The following is a 19,175-nucleotide window of genomic DNA, read 5'->3' as shown; positions in this document are numbered from 1 at the left end:
ATGGGCACCGGGGCGTGCAGTCCCCGGCGCCCAAGGGGGGAGGAGTCAGAATTTGCCGCGAATGCCGAGCGAAATGGTGGTGCCGTTGAAGAAGCTGTTGTCGCGCCGCGACTGGCCATTGCCCTTCGGTCCGTCCGGATCCTGGTAATAGATATAGACATTTTCGTTGGTGATGTTCAGCGCATCGACGCGCACCTCCAGCGCATCGCTGAACCGGTAGCTGATCGTCCCGTCGAGGAAGCCCTGCGGCGCGGTATAGGGGATCTGGTCGTTGCCGGTATTTTGCGAGGTGATGCCGGTCTTGGCACGGTAATTATAGGAACCGCGGATCGCGAATGGACCCTTTTCGTAGAAGAGCGTCGCGCTGTAGCTATATTCCGGCACGAAGGAGATCGGCACGCGCGTTCCTTCGGTGGTGACGAAATCATCGCCCTTCTGGTCGATCAGCGTCAGGCTGCCGGTAAAGCCAAGCCCGTCGAACGGCTTGGGCAGGAAGGTGAAATTCTGCTGATAGGCAAATTCCAGCCCCTTCAGTTTCAACTGGCCCTGATTGATATATTGGGTCCGGCGGATCAGGAAATCGTCCGGGATGGTGCCGCTGGGGAAGCCCAGCGAGGTCGTGTTGAACGCGCTCGACGGCAGGCCGAGCGAGCCGAAGGTGACGAAGTCCTGCACCGCGGTTGCACGATCGGTAATGTCCTTCTTGAAGGCACCGACGCTCAGCAGTGCGCCGGGGGCGAAATACCATTCGACGCCGGCGTCATATTGGGTCGCGACCTGGGGCCGCAAATTGGGATTGCCGACCGTGACGTCGGGATTGAAGACATTGGGCACGATGGTGCCGCCGGCAATGGCGGTCAGCGCCGCACGGGTGATCGTCTTGCCGGCTGACGCACGCAGCAGCAGGTTGGACGTCAGGTCATAGGCCAGGCTGGCCGATGGCAGCCAGTTTTCATAGCCGCCCTCGCGCCGCTGTGGCAGGAAGACGCCGGCGCCCGCGCTTTGATAATTGTTGATGATGGTGCGGGTGTCGGAATAGCGCAGGCCGGCATAGCCGCGCAGTTCCTTGCCGAACAGCGGCAGGGCGAAATTGCTCTCGAAGAAGGCCGTCTTGACGATTTCCTTCGCGTTGAAGGCAGCGTTGAGATTGACGTTGGCCGCCTCGTTCGCCGCGTTGGCATCGAGATAGTCCATCACGAAGGAGCGCGGGAAGCTCGCAAATTGGGACGGATAGCCCGAATTGCCGCCGTCGCGGATCGCGCCATATTGGATATAGGGATCCATGTAGGAAAAGACGTCGAGGCCGGCCAGCTTGCCGGCCGCGATGCTGCTGCCGTCCTGGGTCGAGATGCGCTTGCCCGTGTTCACGTAGCTGCCGCCGATCTTGAGCGCGAACCGGCGTTCGCCATCGTCCAGCAGCGACCAGTCGAGCACGGCGCGTGCCGTCTTCTGCTTGTCGATCTCGCGGTTGAGCGAGAAGCCCAGCGTCGGCGTGGTGTAGTTTGACGGATCGGTGAAATCGACCGGCGAACTGATGGTCGGATAGGTGACATTGCCGGTCGGGTCGAAGGTGCTGGTCACGCCATAGATGTTGCTGACGATCCGGTTGGCGGTGTAGCGGGCGTTGCTCTCGCTCAGATTGGCCTGGGCCGACAATTTCAGATTGTCGGTGAAGTCATAGACGCCCCGGATGATGCCATATTTGAAGCGGGTGCGGGCATTGCGGAAGAAATTCTCGTTGATGAAGCTGCTGTTCCCGAACGTACCGTAAAGATTATTATATTCGTCGATCTTTACGTCGAGCGGGATCAGGCCCGAATTGGTGCCGGTGCCCGGCGCGCTGGTCGACCCCGGCACGGTGCGGGAGTTGCGCACCGCGACGCCAAAGGTGAACTCGTCCGCCTGATCCTTGAGCTGCGAGAAGATGCCGTCGGCGCTCAGTTCCAGCCGATCCGACTTATATTGCAGCGACCCGACCAGGCCCAGCCGCTCGCGCTCATTGTTCGAGGTGAAGACGCGGTAGAAGCGCGGCATATAGGCGTTGGCCACCTGGTCGCGGGTCAGCGATCCATAATTGGCCAGCGGATTGTCCAGGTCGAGCTGGAACTGGAACGGGCCACCGGTCGTGGTCGGGCCGGCATAGGCACGCGAACCGATAACCGAGCTGTTATAACCGCCGGTCGACTGGAAGCCGGACCGTTCATTGACATTCTTGGCATAGGCCGCGCCCAGCAGCACACCGAAATCGCCCCATGTGTCGCTCAGCAGCAGCGATCCGCGCGGCTGCCACTTCTTCGACTGGGTATTGTAATTGGCCTGGGCGGTATAGCGGATGACCCGGTCCTTGCTGTCGAAGGGGCGGGGCGTTTGCAGGTCGACATTGCCGCCGATGCCACCTTCTTCCAGATTGGCGAGCGGGGTCTTGTAGACATCAACACGGCCGAACAGTTCGGACGGGAAGACGTCATAATTGAAGTCGCGGGTCGAACTGCCGACATTCTGTGACGATGTCGTGCGCACCGGTGCGCCGTTGATGGTGGTGACGGTGAATTCCGATCCCAGGCCGCGGATGCTGATGCGCTGGCCCTCGTTCGATGCACCGTCGCGGCTGAGGAACACGCCCGGAATACGCTGCAGGGAATCCGCGACATTGGCCTCCGGGAATTTGCCGATGTCCTCGGCAACGATGGAGTCGCGTACGCCCACGGCTTCGCGCTTCAGTTCGATCCCCTTTTGCAGGCTGCCGCGAAAGCCGGTGACGACGATGTCGGCGGTGGTGGCTTCGCCCTGTGCTGCATCGGACTGGGGTGCCGGTTGGGGTTCTGCCTGGGCCAGTGCGGGGGCCGAGGCCGCAATCATGGCCAGCATGCTCACCGACATGGCGACGCACGGAAACGCCTTGTTCATATCCATCCTCCCTCATCACGACTCTGATCGTGTTGATCAGGTTATCATACAACTTTGAGGGGGATGTCAATTGTCAGACTTTAGTCATGCAATCATTCGTCCCGGCTGATCAGGTCGTTGAGTTCGGAATGGCGCAAAAGGCTTTCCTGCATGTGATGGCGGGCGGCATGGCGCGCCTTTTCGATGTCCATGCGGACGATGGCGTCAAGCACCGCGTCATGTTCGTCGCTGACCTTGTGGGTATAGGCGTCGTGCGATCTTTCTGGCTGATATTTGAGGTAGAGGCTGCTTGGCGGCACCAGGCGCACCCCCAGAAACTCGACGAAGCGGGCGTAATAATCATTCCGGGTCGCGCGGGCGATCGCCATGTGGAACTGGCTGTCGGCTGTGGCGGCGACGGCCGGATCCTCGGCCTCGCGGATGCGGCGTAGTGCGTCGCGCATCGCCGAAATATCTTCGTTCGTGCGGCGGGCAGCCGCAAGACCGGCCATTTCGGTCTCGATCGCCAGGCGCATTTCCAGCAATTTGATCACGTCCGATAGCTCGGACAATTCATCCTTGGTGACCTGAAAGGCGCGGTAGCGCGCGGCATCTGACACGAACACGCCCGATCCCTGGCGGGCGACGGCAAAGCCCTGAGCCTCCAGCCGGGCGACCGCTTCGCGGACCACGGTGCGGCTGACATTTTCCTGCTCGGCAATGTCCTTTTGCGCGGGCAGGCGCGATCCGGGCGGGATGCGGCCGGACAGGATATCCTCTTCCAGCTTGGTGTAGAGCATGTCGGCGAGTGAGGCGGCTTTGGCCATGATGTCGTTCCAGTGAATATTCTTTTTCGAGCCTGCCAGCCTGCGGCAATGTGAGCAAGGGCTTGGCAAGTTTGATTCGATGATTTATCAGCTTATCATACAAATAATCGAGAGGAGCCTGTGGTGAACCGCCCCCAACCAACAGCATCGTCACGCCGCATTCGGGGACCGTATCTGTCGATCGGATTGCTGGCGATCGGTCTTTGCGTCGGCACGGCTCTGGCGCAAGGCGATGGGGCGGGCGATCGTCTGCCGGTCGAAAAACGCCTGCCGCCACCGCCCAGCCAGGCGGCGGCCGCCGTCGCACTGGTTGCATCCTATCGCTATGACGACCTGCTGTGGGAAAATGACAAGACCGCCCATCGCATCTATGGCCATGCGCTGGAGGCGGCCGAGCCGCCATCGGGATCGGGGATCGACAGCTGGGGCAAGAATGTCGCCTGGCCTTTCGCCGATCGCCAGCTACGCAGCGGCGACCAGCATGGCTATCATGGCGAGGGGCTGGACTTCTACAATGTCGGCACCACGCGCGGCGCGGGCGGCCTTGGCATCTGGCATGACAACAAGCTGTGGACCTCGCGCAATTATGTTCGCGCCCATATCCTGAAATCGGGCGGACAGGTCGCCGACTTCAGCGTGGATTATGCGCCCTGGCCAGTCGATGTCGATCGCAAGGTATGGGAAACGCGGCGTTTCACCCTTCCGCTCGGCACCCATTTTACCCGGCTGGTCTCGACCATAGGATCGGACAAGGCGACGCCGCTGACCGTGGGTATCGGTATCGGCAAACGCACTACGGGACAGGGGGCGGGCGACCTGACGGTCGATCGTGCCCGCGGGCTGATCAGCTGGTGGGGCCCGGAAGATGGCGCGCATGGCCGCATGGCGCTGGCATTGCGGGTCGATCCGACACAGATCGCCGATATCCGCGCGGATGCCGACAATCAGCTCATATTGCTCACGGTCAAGCCGGGCCAGCCCTTCGTCTATTATTCCGGTAGTGCCTGGAACAAGGGGGAGGGCGGCTTCACCACCCGTGCCGCCTGGGATGCCTATGCCGTCGGCCAGACCCTCGACTTCACCCCGCCCAAGGATTGACCATGACCCGCCATATCGACCGTCGCGCGATCCTGACCGGCATGGCGACCGGCACTGCCGCTTTCGCCGCCATGCCCTCGCTTGCCAATGCCGGGGAGGCCGCGCCGGTCGCCGCCGATGCGGACGACCGCAGCTATGCCCTGGCGCTGCTCGAACGCATGGCCAGCCCCGTGCTGTCGCGCATGGCCAGGGGGCAGTTGCAGGCGCAATGGAAGCCCGAACTCAGCCCGACCTGGGATGGCCGCAATCCCAAGGTCGCCTTTCTGGAAGCCTTTGGCCGGCTGATCGACGGCATTGCGCCCTGGCTTGCGCTGCCCGATACCGATGGCGCGGAAGGGCGACTGCGCGCCCGGCTGCGCGATCAGGCGCTGGCGAGCTATGTTCACAGCGTCGATCCCAAGAGCCCCGACTATCTGCTCTGGCAGGCGGAGGGGCAGCCGTTGGTCGATTCCGCCTATTTTACCAGCGCCCTGCTGCGCGCGCCGCAGACATTGTGGGAGCCGCTCGACCGGACAACCAAGGACCGGATCATCAAGGAGATACAAGGGCTGCGCCGGGTCGCGCCACCCTATACCAACTGGCTGCTGTTTGCGGCGATGAACGAGGTGTTCCTGCTGTCGGTTGGGGCGCAATGGGATCCGATCCGGGTCGATCTGGCGTTGCGCAAGTTCAGCGAATGGTATGTCGGCGACGGCTGGTATGCCGATGGCGAGCATTTCCATTTCGACATGTATAACAGCTATGTCATCCACCCGATGCTGACCCAGATTTGGGATGTGCTGGTTCGCTGCAATGCGCGCTTCAACGCGCTCGATCCCAAGGAACGGCTCGCCATCCAGATCCAGCGGATGCAGCGCTTCGGTGAGGCGCTGGAGCGGATGATCGGCCCGGACGGCGCCTTCCCGCCGGTCGGCCGTTCGCTCACCTACCGCACCGCCGTCCACCAGCCGCTCGCCTATCTTGCCTGGCGCAAGCTGCTCCATGCCAAACTGCCCGAGGGGCAGGTGCGCGCGGCGACCATGGCAACGCAGCGCCGTATCTTCGCCGATCCCAGCAATTTTGATGCCGATGGCTTCCTGACGATCGGCTTCGCCCGGCACCAGCCAAGCCTGGGTGACGTCTATTCCAACGCCGGCAGCATGTATATCACCTCGGAAAGCCTGCTGGCGCTCGGATTGCCCGCCTCCGACAGCTACTGGACCGCGCCGGCCCAGCCCTGGACCATGCGCAAGGCCTATGCCGGCCAGGATTTCCCGAAGGACTATTATATCGCCAATTGAGGCGGCCGGCGCCGCTCGATGAAGGTCAAGCGTTTCTAATAAGCGGCCCAGCAAAGCTTGACAGACATATCTCTACTTAATTGGCAGATAAAGTCCTCTCATATCAGACGAGGACTTGGATATCATGGCGTGGACGCAGCGGTGGACGGATAGGCTAGCCCGGTTCAGGGCGGCGGCCCGGCGCGAATTGCTGCGCGATTCCACGGTGATCCTGTTCGAGCGCGACGGTGGCGGCGCGCGCGGCGGGGATGTGGCCGGCAGTCGCTGAGATGCTGTCCAGACGCAATCTGTTGGGCGCGGCGGCGGGTAGCCTGTTGCTCACCGCCTGCGGTACCGCTGGCAAGGGCCGGCCGAAACTGCGGGTGTCGATCACCGGCAAGGGCGACGGGGACACGCGGCTGCTGTTCAAGGCGGCGGGCATCCAGCCAAGCGGCTTCGATCTCGTTTATAGCGAGTTCCAGTCTGGCCACCTCGTGGTCGAGGCGCTCAATGGCGGATCGCTCGACTATGGCGGGATGAGCGAGATCCCGCCGATCTTCGCCGCCGCTTCGACCATCCAGAGCTTCCGCCAGATTGCGGTCGCCCATGGGGACGTCAATAATCAGGTGGTGCTGGTTCCGAAGGGATCGAAGGCGCGCTCCATCGCCGACCTCAAGGGCAAGCGCGTCGGCTATGTCCGCGCCACCACCGCCCAATATTTCCTGATCCGGATGCTGGAGGAGGTCGGCCTGAGCTGGGACGACATCACTCCGGTCGCGATGGGCGTGTCCGATGGCGCCGCCGCTTTTTCGCAAGGGGCGCTGGATGCCTGGGCGATCTATGGCTTCCCGATCCAGCGGGCGATCGCGACAGAGGGTGCGCGGATCTTGCGCACCGCTTATGGTATCCTGTCAGGCAACTATCTCGTCTCCGCCCATGTCGATGCGCTGGCCGATCCCGACAAGGCGGCGATCATCCGCGAATATCTGGCGCTGGTGCAACAGGGCTTTGGCTGGGCGGCGGCACATCAGGACGAATGGGCCGGCATCGTCGCCCAGGATATCGGCGTGCCGCGCGACTATGTGCTCGACCAGTTCCGCCGTAAGAGCGCGACCTATGAACTGCGCCCGGTCACGCCCGAGGCGATCGGATCGCAGCAGCAGGTCGCCGATGTCTTCTTCAAGGCCGGGCTGGTGCCCAAGCGGGTGGACGTCCGCCCGCTATGGGACGCCCGCTTCAACGACGCCATTCCCAAGAGAGGCTGATATCATGGCGACCCAGGCAATTTCCGTGCAGCCGCAGCCGCCCGAAGGGCCGGTGCCCGCCGACCAGCTCGACCGGCTGACCCGCTTGCTGGCGGCCAATGCGGAGCAATATGACCGCAGTGCCGAATTTCCCCGCGCCAATTTCGACATATTGGCGCAACAGGGGCTGATCGCGCTGACCGTGCCGCGCGCGCATGGCGGGCGGGGCGCGTCGGTTTCCGAAGCGCTGCGGGTGCTGGCGGCGGTGGCGAAGGGCGATCCCTCGACCGCGCTGATCCTGTTCATGACCTATCATTATCATGCGACGCCCAACCGGGCGCGCGGCTGGCCGGCGGACATCTATGAGACGCTGGCGCGCGATGCGGTGGCGGGCCGGGGGCTGATCGGCGGGCTGCGGGTCGAACCGGAACTGGGCACGCCCGTGCGCGGCGGCCTGCCTGCCACGATCGCGCGGCGCACCGCCCATGGCTGGGCGATCAGCGGCACGAAGATCTATTCGACTGGATCGACCGGGCTCGACTGGTATTCGGTCTGGGCCAAGACCGACGAGGATGTCCCGCGCGTCGGCAATTTCCTTGTCCGGGCCGGCAGTCCGGGGGTGGATATCGAGCCGGCCTGGGATCATCTGGGGATGCGCGCCACCGTTAGTCATGCCGTCCATTTCACCGACACGCCGACGCCGGCCGACCATGCGGTCGATATTCGCCGGCCGGAGGAATGGGGCGCGCCCGATCCGGTCCAGACGCTGTGGAATGCGCTCTCCATCTCGGTCATCTATGACGGGGTGGCGCGCGCCGCGCGCGACTGGCTGCGTGCCTATCTCAACGATCGGGTGCCGAGCAACCTCGGCGCATCGCTTGCCACCCTGCCGCGCGTGCAGGAGAAGTTCGGCGAGATCGAGGCGCTGTTGCAGGTCAACCGGACGCTGGTGCGCGACGCCGCCGCGCGGATCGACGCGGGCGATCCGCCACCGGCGGTCGAGGCCAATGCGATCAAATATGTCGCCACCGCCAACGCCATCCGCGCGGTCGAGATCGGGCTGGAACTGACCGGCAACCCCGGCATCAGCCGCCATAATCCGCTGGAGCGCCATTATCGCGACGTGCTGTGCAGCCGCATCCATTCGCCGCAGACCGACACCATCCTGATTGCCGCCGGTTGCGCGGCGCTGGGGAATTGAGCCCATGTCCCTGATCATCGCCAGCCAGATGGAGCCGGATTTCAACCGGAGCCTTGCCCGTCACCCGTCCGCCCCCGTGCTGATCGACGTTGCCGAGGACGCGCCTTGGAGCGCTGCCGACGAGGCCGACATATTGCTGATCCGCCCGTCGCCGGCCTGGCGCGCGCCGGAGGTGCGCCGCCCCGCACCCTGGCCGGGGCGCCTGAAATGGGTCTACAGCGCCTCGGTCGGGGTCGATTTCTATCCCGATTGGCTGCTCGACGCGCCACTCGTGACCTGTGGTCGGGGCGTCGCGTCGGAGGAGATCGCCGATTATGCGATCGCCGCCATTTATGCCCATGCCAAGAATCTCGATGCCGTCACTGTCCGTTCGCGGGCGCAATGGGGGCCGGCGCAGCTGGGCCGGGTATCGGGAACGACCATCGGCATCATTGGCATGGGCGCGATCGGCGCGGCGGTCGCGCGGCGCGGCCTGGCGCTGGGCGCGCAGGTGATCGGCGTGCGGCGATCCGGCGCGCAGCCCAGCGTGCCGGGCGTGCAACTGGTGGGCGATGTCGGGACTTTGGTGGAGGAGGCGGATCATATCCTGCTCGCCGTGCCCGCCACTGCCCAGACCCGCCATCTGGTCGATGATGCGCTGCTGGCGCGGGTGCGGCCGGGCGCGCATCTCATCAACGTCGCACGCGGATCGGTGGTCGATCAGGCGGCTTTGGTGCGGGCGCTGGATGATGGCCGGCTGGGCTTTGCGACGCTGGACGTCACCGACCCCGAACCGCTGCCGGAGGGGCATGTCCTCTACACTCATCCCAAGGTGCGGCTGACCCCGCATATTTCAAGCAATTACCAGCTGGTGCGCCATCGCCTGCTGGAAAAGATCCAGGACGATCTGACCCGCTTCGTTCGGGGCGAGGCACCGTCCGACATCGTCGATCCAGCGCGCGGTTACTAAGGTCTGGGTGACCGGGGGTTAAAGCCCGGTCACTGTCTCGCGCGCCAGTTCTGCCAGTCGATGCGCGGCGCGGTCCAGCTTGTCGCTGGTGCGCAGGATCGCGGCGACGCGGGGTAGGGTGGGCAGCCGCTCATGCTCCAGCACTGTCATGTCATCCTGGAACAAATGGGTCCGCGCGGTGATGCCCAGCCCCGCGGCCACTGCCGCGCGCAGCGTGGCGAGGTTGGGCGTCTCGACCGCGATCCGCCATTGCAGCCCCATATCCTCCAGCGCGCGGATCGCCGCCTCGCGGAAACGGCACGGTTCCTCCAGCACCGCCAGCGGGATCGTGTCGCGATCAACCAGTTCGGCCGTGCCATACCAGCTCATCGGCGCCACCGTGACCGCGCTGCCGTCGTTGGGCGCGGCAAAGCCCAGCAATATGTCCAGTTCGCGGCGGTCGAGCAGCGCCTGCAACTCCGCCGTGCCCGCGACCCGCGCATAGATTTGCGCGTCCGGGTGCAGCTCGGCAAAGCGGGAGAGCAGGCCCGAAAGCAGGCTGTCGGCGAAATCCTGGACCATGCCGATCCGCGCCGGGCCGGCAAAGCGGCCGGCACTGACCGCCGCCACCGCCTCGTCATGCAGGCTCAGCACCCGGCGCGCATAGTCGAGCAGCACCTCGCCCGCCGCGGTCAGGTGCAGGCGGCGGCCTTCGCGCAGGAACAGCGACTGCTGCACAAGTTCCTCCAGCCGCTTGATCTGCAGGCTGAGGGCGGACTGGGTGACGAACACCTGTTCCGACGCATTGAGCATCGACCCGGTGTCGACGATCGCGACAAAGCTGCGCAGGAGATTGGTCGGCAGATTGACCGGCACGGCATATCCTTCTGATGGTGAAAGGGGGCCGATCCGATGCCGGGCACGGGCCTGTGCTTATGATCCATGGCAATATATCAATCAAAATAGTAGAGTTTGTCCGGGGACAGGAAAAGCTATCGCGGCCGTCGCGCGCCGAAACGCCCGGAATCGGGGGCGAATGACCACCTATGATTTTCCCTCATAGACCCGTCGGATAAAACTCAATTGAATGAGTAGAGAATTGGTGTTGGATGAAGGCGACTTCACCAGCATGACGGATGGACATGACCGCATTGGCAATAAGGGGCGACACGCCGCTACAGCGCGCCAGACGCCGCTTTTCCCTCGCTCGCTTCGGCGGCCGATGGCTGTCACCTTTGCTGCTACTTTTGCTGTGGGAATTGGGCTCGCGCACCGGCCTTATCCCCGAACGCACGCTGGCCGCGCCGTCCGCCGTGATCGGCACGCTGATCCAGATGGTGCTGAGTGGCGAACTGCCCTCCAACCTGCTCGTCTCCTTCGCCCGCGTCGCGGTCGGCCTGCTGATTGGCGTCGGCCTGGGGCTGGCGCTGGGGCTGGCGGCGGGCCTGTCGCGCGGCGCTGAACTGGCGATCGACCCGCTGATGCAGATCAAGCGGACCATTCCCGCGCTGGCGCTGACGCCGCTCTTCATCGTCTGGTTCGGAATCGGTGAGACGCCCAAGATCGCGCTGATCGCATTCGGCACCATCTTCCCGGTCTATCTCAACCTCTATGCCGGCATTCGCGGCGTCGATCCGCGCCTGCTCGATGCCGCCAAGAGCTTTGGCCTCAGCCGCTGGGAACAGGTCTGGCATGTCGTGCTGCCCGCCGCCTTGCCCTCGCTGCTGGTCGGGCTGCGCTATGCGCTCTCCATCTCGATCCTGGTGCTGGTGGTGGCGGAACAGATCAACGCCTCGGCCGGGCTTGGCTATCTCATCAACAATGCCCGCGACTTCATGCGCACCGACATCATCGTCGTCTGCCTCATGGTCTACGCCATTCTCGGCCTCGGTGCCGACTGGCTGGTCCGGTCCCTCGAAGCCCGCGCCCTCGTCTGGCGCCCCAGCATAGTGGAGAATTGATCATGGACGCGCGCCTCGGCTTTTCCAGCATCGACAGCGCGGCGCACCAGCCGCACCCCGAACCGGTCGTCCGCCTGCAGCACTTCACCCGCAGCTTTGGCGCCAACCGCATCATCGACGGGCTGGACCTGGAAATCGCGCCGGGCGAGTTCATCGCCCTGCTGGGCCGGTCGGGATCGGGCAAGACCACCTTGCTGCGCACCCTCGCCGGGCTGGACGATGCCGGCGCGCAGGATGTGGAGGTGCCCGACAGCCGCGCCGTCGTGTTCCAGGATGCCCGACTGCTGCCGTGGAAACCGGTCTGGAAGAATGTCGCGCTGGGCCTGAAAGGCGGTGCCATCCGCGACCGGGCGCAAGCCGCGCTGAAGGAAGTCGGCCTTGGCCATCGGCTGGACGCCTGGCCGCTCACCCTGTCCGGTGGGGAAGCGCAGCGCGCTGCGCTCGCCCGCGCGCTGGTGCGTGAACCCCAATTGCTGCTGCTCGACGAGCCCTTTGCCGCCCTCGACGCGCTGACCCGCTATCGCATGCATGACCTGGTGCTCTCGCTCTGGCGGACGCACAGGCCGGCGGTGCTGATCGTCACCCATGATGTCGAGGAAGCGATTGCGCTGGCCGACCGGGTGCTGGTGCTCGACAAGGGCCGGATCGTCGCGGAGGAGCGCATTCACGCCGCGCGCGGCGAGCGCGCGGGCCTTGCCGGCCGGCTGCGCGAACAGCTTCTGTCCCATCTGGGCGGCGACCATCATGGCGAGGGTGTGGTGCCCTTCGCCCGCCAGGCGGAGGCGGCGGAATGAACGCCGTCACCACGATCGACCGGCCGGTCGATACCAGCCGCCTGCGCGGCTTCGTCACGGCCTTGGCTGACCTGATCGCCTGCACCCGCGACGAACAGGCGCTGCTGGAAAGCGGCCGCACCCTGCTTGCCCGGCTGATCGCCCGCGACGACTGGCTGCCGCCCGAATATGCCCGGCCCGATCCCGATCGCTATCAGCAATATCTGCTTCATTGCGACAGTCGCGAGCGGTTCAGCATCGTCAGCTTCGTCTGGGGGCCGGGTCAGTCGACCCCGATCCACGACCATGGCGTCTGGGGGCTGGTCGGCGTGCTGCGCGGCAGCGAGCAGGTCGAGCGGTTCCATCGCCTGCCCGGCGGCGGACTGGTCGCGCAGGGCACAGACATATTGCGCGAGGGCGAGGTCGATGCCGTGTCGCCCCGGATCGGCGACATTCATCGCGTCTCCAACGGCCGGGCCGACGCCCCGTCGGTCAGCATCCATGTCTATGGCGCCAATATCGGCGCGGTCGAGCGCGCGACCTTCGCCGCCGACGGCGCGCCCAAAAGCTTCATCTCCGGATACGCCAATCGCGTCATCCCCAACCTCTGGGACAGATCGAGAAACGCATGACCACCGACATATTGGACCGCATAGAGGTCGCTACCCCGGCCGATATCCGCACCGCGCTGATCGCTCGCGACGAGATCGCGCTGATCGACGTGCGCGAGGAGCATGAGTTTGCGCAGGGGCATCCACTCTTCGCCGCGCAGATCCCGCTGCGCCGCATCGATGAGGAAGCGCGCTGGCGCATCCCCCGGCTCGATACGCCGATCATCGTCTATGATGCGGGCGAGGGGCTGGCGCGCCGCGCGGCCGTGCGGCTGCAGGGGCTTGGCTATACCGACGTGCGCGAACTGGAGGGCGGCCTCAGCGCTTGGCGCGATGCCGGCTATGAACTGTTTGAGGATGTGAACAGTTACTCCAAGGCGTTCGGCGAACTGGTCGAGCATCGCCGCCATACCCCCAGCCTGGCGGCCGAAGATGTGCAGGCGCTGATCGACGAGAAGGCCGACATCGCGATCCTGGATGCGCGCCGTTATGACGAATATCATACGATGAGCATCCCGACCGGGACCAGCGTGCCGGGCGCCGAACTGGTGCTGCGCGCCGGCACAATCGCCCCCGATCCCGACACGACCATCATCGTCAACTGCGCCGGGCGCACCCGGTCGATCATCGGCACCCAGTCGCTGGTCAATGCCGGCGTGCCGAACAAGGTCTATGCCCTGCGCAACGGCACGATCGGCTGGACGCTGGCCGGGCAGGGGCTGGAAACCGGCCAGGTGCGCGCCGCGCCGGAGGTCGATGGCAAGGCGATCGAGGCTGCCCGTGCCCATGCCCGCGATGTCGCCTACCGCGCCGGGGTCAAGTGGATCGGCTGGGACGATCTGGAGCATCTGAAGGCCGACACCGCTCGCACCCTCTATCTCTATGATGTGCGCCAGCCGCGCGAATATGAGGCAGGGCATCTGCCCGGTTTCCGCAATGCGCAGGGCGGCCAGCTGGTGCAGGAAACCGACCATAATGCCCCGGTGCGCGGCGCCCGCATCGTCGTCACCGACGATCTTGGCCCGCGTGCCGACATGAGCGCCTCCTGGCTCGCCCAGCTTGGCTGGGAAGTCTATGTCCTGTCCGTCGACTGGTCGGCGGTGGTGCTGGAACGCGGCAGTGACGGCGCGCCGGCCCCGCGTGGACCCGAGGGCCGCTACAAGCGCCCCTATGAGGGCACCGACAACAAGGCCGAGAAGATGCAGGCCTATCTCGACTGGGAATATGGCCTTGTCGCCCAGCTCGAAAAGGACGGCACCCACGGCTTCTACGTCATCTGAACTTCGGGAAGGAATGACCCCATGAGCGTCAAGTTCATCGGCTATATCGGCTTCAACAATGGCTCGGAAACCCAGGCGGCGGTGCGCAGCCGTGTGCTCGACAAGGACTATGTCGAGGCTGCGGCGAAGGCGCAGGAAGATGGCGGCTTTGATCGCGTCCTCATCCCCTTCGGTTCCAACAGTCCGGAAAGTCAGATCGTCGCGGCCCATGCCGCCGCGCTGACTAGCAGGCTGGGCTTTCTGGTCGCCCATCGGCCCGGTTTTACCCAGCCGACCGTGGCCGCGCGCCAGCTGGCCACGCTCGACCAGCTATCGGGCGGGCGGGTCGCGGTGCATATCATCACCGGTGGCGCCGACGAGGAAATGGCGCGTGACGGCGACACCGGCACGGTCAAGGCGCAGCGCTATCAGCGCACCGACGAATATCTGACCATCCTGCGCCAGGAATGGACCGCGGCCCAGCCGTTCGACCATCAGGGTGACTTCTACGACATTCGCCAGGCCTTCAGCGCGATCAAGCCGGACAATCTGCCCGTCTTCTTCGGCGGTTCCTCGGCCGAGGCGATCGAGGTCGCCGGGCGCCATGCGGATGTCTATGCGCTCTGGGGCGAAACGCTCGAAGCGGTGCAGGACACGGTACGCCAGGTGCGCCGTGCCGCCGCCCGTCATGGCCGCAATCCCGGCTTCTCGCTGTCGCTGCGTCCGGTGATCGCCGATACCGAGGAAGCGGCCTGGAAGCGCGCGGCGGAGATTGAGGAGCAGGTGCGCGCCAATCGCGTCGCGGCTGGTTTGCCGCTGACTGGCCATCGCCCGCCCAATGTCGGATCGCTGCGCCTGCTGGAGGCGGCCAGAGCCAACCGACAGGACAAGCGGCTGTGGACCGGCGTCGCTGCGCTCACCGGCGCGGCCGGCAACTCCACCGGCCTGGTCGGCACGCCCGAACAGGTGGCCGATGCGATGCTCGATTATTACGACATCGGCATCGATCATTTCCTGATCCGCGGTTTCGATCCGCTGGGCGATTCCATCCTCTATGGCCGCGAACTGCTGCCGGTCGTCCGCCGCAAGGTGGCCGAGCGGGAGAAGGTCGACGTCGCGCTCGCGGGCTGACATGGCGAGCAAGAAATCGATCCTGATCGTCGGCGCGCTGATCGCCTCCGCCGGTGTCGCCTTCGCTGTCACCCAATATCGCACTGAACAGGTGCCGGTGCTGCGCGTCGCCAACCAGAAGGGGCAGGTCAAGGCGATGATGCTTGCCTCCGGCGCGCTCGATGGCGCCTCCTACAAGGTCGAATGGTCGGAATTTCCCGCCGCCCAGCCGCTGCTGGAAGCGGTCGGTGGTGGCGCGGTCGATCTGGGCCTTGCCGCCGACGCCCCCTTCATCTTCGCCTATCAGAGCGGCAGCCCGGTCAAGGCGATCGCGGTGCAGGCGCCAGCCAACCAGGCGGCCGAGGCGCTGGCGATCCTGGTGAAGGAAGGCTCGCCGATCCGATCTGCCCAGGATCTGGCTGGCAAGACAATCGCCACCACGCGCGGATCGATCGGCCATCATCTGCTGCTCCAGGCGCTGGAGCGGGCGCATATCCCGGCCGAAAAGGTCAACGTCACCTTCCTGCCGCCGGGCGATGCGAAGGCTGCGTTCGACAGCGGATCGATCGACGCCTGGTCGACCTGGACCCCCTATACCAATGTCGCGGTCAAGGAGGGCGCGCGGGCGGTTGCCGATGCCAGGGATTATGGCCTGCCGCTCTATATCGACATCGCCCATGATGCCTCGATCGCGCCCAAGCGCGCGCTGCTGGCCGACTTCCTGCAGCGCGAGGCGAAGGCGGTCGCCTGGGCGCGCGCCCATCCCGACCAGTTTGCCGCCGTGCTGGCCAAGGAAACCGGCCTGCCGATCGACATTGCCCGCGCCAGTTTTGAGCGCAGCAACCGCATTTCGCAGCCCGTCGATGCCAAGGTGATCGCCCATGAACAGGCGATCGTCGAGCGCTATCGCCGGGCCGGCCTGATCGATCCCAAACGGGACGTGGCGCAGGCCTTCGACACCAGTTTCGGATCCTGACGCAAGGAGCTTTCCTCATGGCCACCATCCTCAAGGATGATCGTTTTTCGCGCACCGGCATCAGCGAAGCCGAATGGAAGGTGCGTGTCGATCTCGCCGCCTTCTATCGCCTCTCGGCGCTCTATGGCTGGGACGATTTCATCTACACCCATATTTCCGCCCGCGTGCCGGGACCGGACCATCATTTCCTGATCAATCCGTTCGGCCTGATGTTCGATGAGATCACGGCGTCCAGCCTGGTCAAGGTCGACCTCGACGGCAATGTCATCGGGGAGAGCGACTATGGCATCAACTATGCTGGCTATGTGATCCATTCGGCGATCCACGGCGCGCGCGACGACGCCCATTATATCGCCCATTTCCACAGCGCCGACGGCATGGCGGTGTCGGCCCATGCCGAAGGGCTGCTACCGCTCAACCAGCGCGCCCTGGCGCTGATCCCGCGCCTGTCCTATCATGATTATGAGGGCGTGGCGCTCAACCTGGACGAGCGCGAGCGGCTGGTGGCCGATCTGGGCGATACCAAGGTCATGCTGCTGCGCAACCATGGCACGCTGGCGCTGGGGGCTTCTCCGGGAGAAGCATGGAGCGGCATCTATCAGCTCGAATCCGCCTGCACCGCGCAGGTCCGTTCGCTGAGCGTCGGGCGCGACAATGTGCTGATCGCGCCGGAAGAGGCGCAGGCGGAAGTGAAGCGCCAGATGGCGCGCGAGCGCCAGCCGGTCGAGGGGCGGCGCACCCATTATGATCTGGTCTGGGAAGCGGCGCTGCGCAAGGCATCGCGCCAGGCACCGGGCTATGATGCCTGATCTATAAGCATTAATCGGCGGCTTCCCGCCAAGTCTCATTGGCGTCGCGTGCCCCGCGGCGCCATTTTCCTATCTCCAGCAAAGGAGACAGGCAGATGGCGACGATCGTCGGCGACAATTTGAGGGCGCGCTATGCCGCGCTTCAGGCGGAACGGGAACGGGACTGGTCGCCCGCCCAACTGGCGCGCAACGCGGCGCAGCGGCAGCAGCTGGTGGCGCGCTTCGATGCGGCGACGGTGGCGCAGCCCGGCGATGTTCTGCCCGATCTGGCACTCGACGATGTGGAAGGCGCCACGCTGACGCTCGACGCGCTGACGGCGCGGGGGCCGGCGCTGCTGATCTTCTTCCGCTTCGCCGGCTGCCCTGCCTGCAACATCGCCTTGCCCTATTATGCCGAGACGCTCTGGCCGGTGCTGCGCGCGCGCGGCATCCCGCTGGTCGCGCTCAGCCCGCAGCAGCCCGATCGGCTGGTGGAAATCAAGCGCCGCCACGATCTGCCCTTTGCGGTGGCGACCGATCGTGACAATCAACTCGCCCGCCTGCTCGGCATTGCCTTCGTCCCCGATGATCGGCCATCGCCGCCACCCGCCGGCTGGATCGGCGAGGTGACCGGCACGGGCAGCTGGGAATTGCCGCAGCCCGCCGTGCTGCTGCTGGGGGCGGGCCGGGTGGTGCAGCGCTTGCAGGTCAGCCCCGACTGGCTCGACCGACCGGAGGCAGATGATATCCTCGTCTGGCTGCGCTAAACGCAAGAAAAGGCCCGGTAATTTGATTGCCGGGCCTTTTCTTGTTCGATGGGATCAGGCGGCTGACCGGGCGTCCCGTGCTGCGCTATATCGATTGTCGGGCACTGTGAGGCCCAGATGCTCGCGGAAGGTCGTCCCTTCATAGTCGGTGCGGAACAGGCCGCGCTGCTGCAGGATCGGGATCACCTTGTCGACGAACAGCGCCAGTTGCCCCGGCAGTGGCTCGAACAGGACGAAGCCGTCGGCCGCGCCACTTTCGAACCAGCGCTGCAACTGGTCGGCGACCGTCTCGGCCGAACCCACGAAGGCGCCGCGCGGCGTCGCCAGCCGTTCGGCCACCTGCCGCAAGGTCAGCCCCTCCGCTTCGACTTCGGCCAGGATGCGCAGCGTCCCGCTCTGCTGGCTGTTGAGGCCCAGATGCGCGACATCGGGGAAAGGCGCATCGAGATCATATTGGCGGAAATCATGGTCGTTGAAGGTGCGCGACAGGAAGCCGAGGCCGGTGTCGATCGATTCCAGCGCGACGAGTTCGCGGTAGCGCGCCTCGGCTTCCTCATCGCTGTCACCGACGATCGCGGCGATGCCCGGCAGGATGAACAACTGGTCGGCATCGCGGCCAAAGCCCTTCGCCCGTGCCTTCACATCGGCATAATAGGCCTGGCCCGCCTCGATCGTCTCGGCATGGGTGAAGATCACTTCGGCCCGTCGCGCGGCGAAGTTGCGGCCATCGTCCGATGCGCCGGCCTGGAAGATGACTGGCTGGCCCTGTGGCGTGCGCTTGATGTTGAGCGGGCCGCGCACCTGGAAGAACTCGCCCTTATGGTCGAGCGCATGCAGCCGATCGGGATCGACGAACTGGCCGCTTTCCTTGTCGGCGACATGGGCGCCGTCTTCCCAGCTGTCCCACAGGCCCTGGACCACATCGAGATATTCGGCAGCTATGCGATAGCGCACGGCATGGGCGGGATGTTCGCTCTTGCTGAAATTGGCGGCGGTGTCGCCCAGCCAGGAGGTGACGACATTCCAGCCGGCGCGCCCGCCGCTCAGATGATCGAGCGAGGCGAATTGCCGCGCGACGTTGAAGGGCTCGGAGTAACTGACCGTCAGCGTGCCGACCAGGCCGATCCGGCTGGTGGTCGCCGCCAGCGCCGACAGGATGGTGATCGGCTCGAACCGGTTGAGATAATGGGGGCTGGATCGTTCGGTGATCGACAGGCTGTCGGCGACGAACAGGAAGTCGAACTTGCCGCGTTCGGCGATCGCCGCCTGTTCCTGATAGCGGGCAAGGCTGGTGCTGGCATTCACGTCACGATCGGGATGGCGCCAGTCATGCCAGGTGCGGCCGACGCCATGCAGGATGAAGCCGAGCTTGATATGCGGAGAACGGGCCATGGCCTTGTCCTTCTGCTGGAGGGGAGGGTGAGCCCATTTCATCTATTCCCGGATGGTCCGCGCGACCAACGCGGACTCATCAAGCGCATATGAAA

Annotated in this window: 18 protein-coding genes; 14 read left to right on the top strand and 4 right to left on the bottom strand. The window is 65.0% G+C overall.

Annotated elements, in window-relative coordinates:
* Positions 1-45: 45 nt before the first annotated feature.
* Together JQK15_RS18885 and JQK15_RS18880 are read right to left on the bottom strand one after the other, a co-directional pair.
* Positions 46-2,907, bottom strand: coding sequence for a TonB-dependent receptor (locus JQK15_RS18885; RefSeq protein WP_214866871.1), 2,862 nt, complete (start codon positions 2,905-2,907; stop codon positions 46-48).
* Positions 2,908-2,999: 92 nt separating this feature from the next.
* A complete protein-coding gene (locus JQK15_RS18880) occupies positions 3,000-3,713 on the bottom strand; it encodes a FadR/GntR family transcriptional regulator (protein WP_037520836.1) in 714 nt (237 codons plus the stop codon).
* A 123-nt stretch (positions 3,714-3,836) separates the two neighbouring features.
* Between JQK15_RS18880 and JQK15_RS18875 the strand changes: the two genes are divergently transcribed.
* The 6 genes from JQK15_RS18875 (at position 3,837) to JQK15_RS18850 (ending at position 9,464) form a co-directional block, all read left to right on the top strand.
* Positions 3,837-4,811, top strand: coding sequence for a DUF4861 family protein (locus JQK15_RS18875; RefSeq protein WP_214866869.1), 975 nt, complete (start codon positions 3,837-3,839; stop codon positions 4,809-4,811).
* 2 nt (positions 4,812-4,813) lie between these two features.
* Positions 4,814-6,091, top strand: a complete 1,278-nt coding sequence (locus JQK15_RS18870) for a DUF2264 domain-containing protein (protein WP_214866867.1) — start codon at positions 4,814-4,816, stop codon at positions 6,089-6,091.
* Between the two features lie 124 nt (positions 6,092-6,215).
* Positions 6,216-6,359 carry a hypothetical protein gene (locus JQK15_RS18865; protein WP_214866865.1) on the top strand — a complete coding sequence of 48 codons (144 nt, stop codon included), beginning with the start codon at positions 6,216-6,218 and terminating at the stop codon, positions 6,357-6,359.
* Between the two features lies 1 nt (position 6,360).
* Positions 6,361-7,335: an ABC transporter substrate-binding protein gene (locus tag JQK15_RS18860; RefSeq protein WP_214866863.1), complete on the top strand. Its 975-nt coding sequence runs from the start codon at positions 6,361-6,363 to the stop codon at positions 7,333-7,335.
* A gap of 4 nt (positions 7,336-7,339) precedes the next feature.
* A complete protein-coding gene (locus JQK15_RS18855; protein WP_214866861.1) occupies positions 7,340-8,515 on the top strand; it encodes an acyl-CoA dehydrogenase family protein in 1,176 nt (391 codons plus the stop codon).
* Positions 8,516-8,519: 4 nt separating this feature from the next.
* Positions 8,520-9,464, top strand: a complete 945-nt coding sequence (locus JQK15_RS18850) for an NAD(P)-dependent oxidoreductase (protein ID WP_161733307.1) — start codon at positions 8,520-8,522, stop codon at positions 9,462-9,464.
* Positions 9,465-9,482: 18 nt separating this feature from the next.
* Here the strand turns inward: JQK15_RS18850 and JQK15_RS18845 are convergent, their stop codons facing one another.
* Positions 9,483-10,319 carry a LysR substrate-binding domain-containing protein gene (locus JQK15_RS18845; protein ID WP_004207521.1) on the bottom strand — a complete coding sequence of 279 codons (837 nt, stop codon included), beginning with the start codon at positions 10,317-10,319 and terminating at the stop codon, positions 9,483-9,485.
* 266 nt (positions 10,320-10,585) lie between these two features.
* On the opposite strand from JQK15_RS18845, the gene JQK15_RS18840 reads away from it, so the two are divergent.
* The 8 genes from JQK15_RS18840 to JQK15_RS18805 all read left to right on the top strand — a co-directional run bounded on the left by JQK15_RS18840 (position 10,586) and on the right by JQK15_RS18805 (position 17,688).
* Positions 10,586-11,404, top strand: a complete 819-nt coding sequence (locus JQK15_RS18840; protein ID WP_029547546.1) for an ABC transporter permease — start codon at positions 10,586-10,588, stop codon at positions 11,402-11,404.
* A 2-nt stretch (positions 11,405-11,406) separates the two neighbouring features.
* Positions 11,407-12,198 carry an ABC transporter ATP-binding protein gene (locus tag JQK15_RS18835; protein ID WP_214866859.1) on the top strand — a complete coding sequence of 264 codons (792 nt, stop codon included), beginning with the start codon at positions 11,407-11,409 and terminating at the stop codon, positions 12,196-12,198.
* A complete protein-coding gene (locus JQK15_RS18830) occupies positions 12,195-12,809 on the top strand; it encodes a cysteine dioxygenase family protein (protein WP_048936661.1) in 615 nt (204 codons plus the stop codon). Before JQK15_RS18835 ends, JQK15_RS18830 begins: the two co-directional genes overlap by 4 nt.
* Positions 12,806-14,068, top strand: a complete 1,263-nt coding sequence (locus JQK15_RS18825; RefSeq protein WP_214866857.1) for a rhodanese-like domain-containing protein — start codon at positions 12,806-12,808, stop codon at positions 14,066-14,068. Before JQK15_RS18830 ends, JQK15_RS18825 begins: the two co-directional genes overlap by 4 nt.
* A 21-nt stretch (positions 14,069-14,089) precedes the next feature.
* A complete protein-coding gene (locus tag JQK15_RS18820; RefSeq protein WP_214866855.1) occupies positions 14,090-15,178 on the top strand; it encodes an LLM class flavin-dependent oxidoreductase in 1,089 nt (362 codons plus the stop codon).
* 1 nt (position 15,179) lies between these two features.
* A complete protein-coding gene (locus JQK15_RS18815; protein ID WP_214866853.1) occupies positions 15,180-16,133 on the top strand; it encodes an ABC transporter substrate-binding protein in 954 nt (317 codons plus the stop codon).
* A 17-nt stretch (positions 16,134-16,150) separates the two neighbouring features.
* Positions 16,151-16,942 (top strand): class II aldolase/adducin family protein, encoded by a 792-nt coding sequence (locus tag JQK15_RS18810; RefSeq protein ID WP_161733294.1) that lies wholly within the window; start codon positions 16,151-16,153, stop codon positions 16,940-16,942.
* A gap of 95 nt (positions 16,943-17,037) precedes the next feature.
* On the top strand, positions 17,038-17,688 hold the full coding sequence (locus JQK15_RS18805; protein ID WP_214866851.1) for a peroxiredoxin-like family protein: 651 nt from the start codon (positions 17,038-17,040) through the stop codon (positions 17,686-17,688).
* 54 nt (positions 17,689-17,742) lie between these two features.
* On the opposite strand, the gene JQK15_RS18800 is transcribed toward JQK15_RS18805, so the two are convergent.
* Entirely contained in the window at positions 17,743-19,080 is a 1,338-nt protein-coding gene (locus JQK15_RS18800; protein WP_214866849.1) for an LLM class flavin-dependent oxidoreductase, read from the bottom strand.
* Positions 19,081-19,175 lie beyond the last annotated feature (95 nt).

Source organism: Sphingobium sp. BHU LFT2 (assembly GCF_018604485.1).
GTDB classification, from domain to species: domain Bacteria; phylum Pseudomonadota; class Alphaproteobacteria; order Sphingomonadales; family Sphingomonadaceae; genus Sphingobium; species Sphingobium yanoikuyae_A.
The sequence above is the reverse complement of the archived record's forward strand: the minus strand, read 5'-3'. Positions and strand labels throughout refer to the sequence as shown.